3 protein-coding genes and 1 pseudogene are annotated in these 2,852 nt (G+C 69.6%); 3 read left to right on the top strand and 1 reads right to left on the bottom strand.

The window, feature by feature from the left end; all coding sequences use genetic code 11:
* Both VD972_RS06100 and VD972_RS06095 read left to right on the top strand, forming a co-directional pair.
* Positions 1–223, top strand: a pseudogene (locus tag VD972_RS06100) (hypothetical protein); the annotation flags it as partial.
* A 40-nt stretch (positions 224–263) separates the two neighbouring features.
* Positions 264–1,661: a wax ester/triacylglycerol synthase family O-acyltransferase gene (locus tag VD972_RS06095; protein WP_324982129.1), complete on the top strand. Its 1,398-nt coding sequence runs from the start codon at positions 264–266 to the stop codon at positions 1,659–1,661.
* A 6-nt stretch (positions 1,662–1,667) separates the two neighbouring features.
* On the opposite strand, the gene VD972_RS06090 is transcribed toward VD972_RS06095, so the two are convergent.
* The gene (locus tag VD972_RS06090; protein WP_324982123.1) at positions 1,668–2,078 is read right to left on the bottom strand and encodes a VOC family protein; all 411 of its coding nucleotides are present in this window, start codon (positions 2,076–2,078) and stop codon (positions 1,668–1,670) included.
* On the opposite strand from VD972_RS06090, the gene VD972_RS06085 reads away from it, so the two are divergent.
* Positions 2,013–2,777: a transposase zinc-binding domain-containing protein gene (locus VD972_RS06085; RefSeq protein ID WP_324982126.1), complete on the top strand. Its 765-nt coding sequence runs from the start codon at positions 2,013–2,015 to the stop codon at positions 2,775–2,777. The two genes, VD972_RS06090 and VD972_RS06085, sit on opposite strands and share 66 nt — an antisense overlap.
* The last annotated feature ends 75 nt before the right edge of the window (positions 2,778–2,852 follow it).

Below are 2,852 nucleotides of genomic sequence, written 5' to 3'. Positions count from 1 at the left end.
GGAGGACAAGGTGGTGCTGAAGCCGAAGGACGGGCAGGCGGTGGGCAAGGTGTGCGGAGCGCCCCGCGTCATCGGCCTGTCGAAGGGGAAGTTCCTGGGCCCGCGCTATTCCTTCAGCGTGGAGGAGGACACGCTCACCCTCGTCGTGGACGATGCCTCCCAGCGTACCTTCCAGTTCCAGCGTGCGGAGGTGGGGGACACGAAGGCGCGTGCCAAGGAGTAGGGGCAGCGCTCCTCGCGTTGCGCTAGGACAGGGCGTGACGATGGAACGACTGGCGAGCGTCGATGCGGCGTGGCTCCGGATGGAGGAGCCCACCAATCTGATGATGATCACCGCGGTGCTCTGGTTCGACGAGCCCCTAGACTGGGAGCGGCTGAAGGCGGTGGTGCGAGAGCGGCTGGTGGAGCGCTTCCCCCGCTTCCGGCAGCGGCTGGTGGGGACTGGGGGGCTGCTCGTAGCGCCGTACTGGGAGGAGGACCCGGCGTTCGAGCTGGAGGCGCACCTGGGCCACGCCGTGGTGCCACCGCCGGGAGACCGTGACGCCCTGGAGCAGCTCGTGAGCCAGTGGATGAGCGTTCCCCTGGAGCGCTCGCGCCCGCTCTGGCAGTTCCACCTGGTGGACGGCTTCGGGCGAGGGGGCGCGGTGCTGGTCCGCATCCATCACACGCTCGCGGATGGGATCTCCCTGGCGCGAGTCCTCCTGTCACTCATGGACGAGAGCACGGAGGAGCACTTCACGCCGGAGCCCTCGCCTCGGGAGGAGCCGCCGACGCCGGGGTGGAGGAAGATGCTGCGAGGGGTGCGCGCGGTGGCCTCGGGCACTCGCGCGGCGCTCAAGCGTGGCGCGGAGCTGCTCGCCGAGCCCATCCAGCTGGGAGACCTCGTGCGCGAGGGCTCTCGAGGGGCGGCCGCGGTGAAGCGCCTGGCGCTGCTGTCCTCGGACCCTGCCACGGTGCTCCGGGGGGAGCTGGGGACGGCGAAGCGCGCCGCGTGGTCGGAGCCCATCCCCCTCGAGGAGGTGAAGGCCTTGGGCCGCGCCATGGAGAGCACGATCAATGACGTGCTGCTCGCGGCGCTCACGGGGGCGCTGCGCCGCTACCTGGAGGAGCGGGGGGGACCGGTGGAGGATCTGCGCGCCATGGTTCCGGTGAACCTGCGGCCGCTGGATGAGCCCATTCCCCGCGAGCTGGGCAACCGCTTCGGGCTGGTGTTCCTGGACCTGCCGGTGAAGGAGGAGGATCCGCGGCGGCGGCTCCGGGCGCTCAAGCAGCGCATGGACGTGCTGAAGCGCTCGCCGGAGGCGGCGTTGACGTTCGGGATGTTGGGGATGGCGGGACTGGTGCCGGTGGCGGTGGAGCGGGCGATGGTGGACGTGCTGGCTGCGAAGGCCTCGCTCATCATGACCAATGTCCCCGGGCCGCGGCATCCGGTATTCCTGGCGGGCACGAAGCTGGCGGGGTTGATGTTCTGGGTGCCGCAGTCGGGCAAGGTGGGCCTGGGCGTGAGCATCTTCAGCTACGCGGGGCAGGTGACGGTGGGAGTCTCCGTGGATGCGGGGCTGGTGCCGGATCCGCATCGGCTGGTGAGCACGTTTCGGGACGAGCTCGCGGCGCTGGCCTCCGCGGCCGCTTCCCCGGGGACTGCGCCCGCTCCTGGCTGAAGGGGCTCAGCTCCCGGCGAGCTCGTCGTAGCCCCGGCCCTTGAACTGGAGGAGGCAGAAGCCATGGCCGAAGGGGTCGGCCATGAGGGCCATGCGGCCCCACTCGAGCTCCTGGATGGCCTTCTCCAGCGTGGCCCCGTGGGACTGGGCCCGTTCCACCGCGGCCTCCACATCGGTGACGACGAAGTCCAGGTGGATGGGCGTCCAGTGGCGGCGGTAGTCCCGGAGGGAGGAGGCGCTTGGGCTGGGCTGGCTTGCGGCGGGCTTGGCGAGGATGTCGATCGCTGCCGAGGCGCCGAGCAGCTCCGCGCCCTTGTCCCCGAACCGGCGCCCGACCTTCAGCCCCAGCACCTGGGTGTAGAAGGCAATCCCTCTTTCCAGATCATCGACGTCGATGCAGACGCGCAGCTCGAGCATGATCCTGGGAATCTATCTCCAGTCCTGCTCTGGAGGCGTGAACTCCTCCCACTGGAGCGGGACTTCGCCCGGTACCTGGAGTGCGGAGTGCTGGCGCATGGCTTCGCGCGGGTGCGCTGCGAGAGTTGCAAGGACGAGTTGCTCGTTGCCTTCTCGTGCAAGGGACGAGGGGTGTGCCCCTCCTGCAACGCGAAGCGAGCGCATGTAACGGCAGTGCACCTGGTGGAGCGCGTGCTGCCGCGCGTGCCCTATCGGCAGTGGACGCTGTCCTTTCCGCATCGGGTGCGGTGGGTACTGCTGAAGGAGGCGGGACTGCTCTCGGACGTCCTCACTCTCTTCCTGCGCGCGGTTTCGCATTGCAGCGGCGGGTCGGACAAACCTCACGAGGTTCCACGGCGTCTTTGCTCCAGGCGCCAAACTGCGGCGATTTCTGGTCCCTGCCGGCGGGGAGGAGGCGGGGCCGCAGGAGGGGAACCCGTCGTTGGCCCCAGGGCGAGAGGAGCTGCACAAGAGGCGCATGCCCCCCCTGGACTGGGCCGGACTGCTGCGCCGGAGTTTCGCGTTGGACATTTTCGCCTGCGCCCGTTGCGGAGGCAGGCGCCGGGTGTTGGCCAGGCTTACGGCCCGGCAAGCGGTGCGCTCGATATGGGAGCCAGGGGCCACCCCAGAGCGTGTGGTGCTGAATTCACAGGCGCTTGAGCCAAGCAGCCCCAGGAGGCTGCTGCCTGCCACTGCAGGGGCCAGGCTGGGCACAGGTGTGCCTACAGCGGCTGT

The organism is Hyalangium sp., from assembly GCF_035629615.1.
Taxonomy (GTDB): domain Bacteria; phylum Myxococcota; class Myxococcia; order Myxococcales; family Myxococcaceae; genus Hyalangium.
Note: the sequence above shows the minus strand (reverse complement) of the source record. Positions and strands in the feature narration are given on the sequence as shown.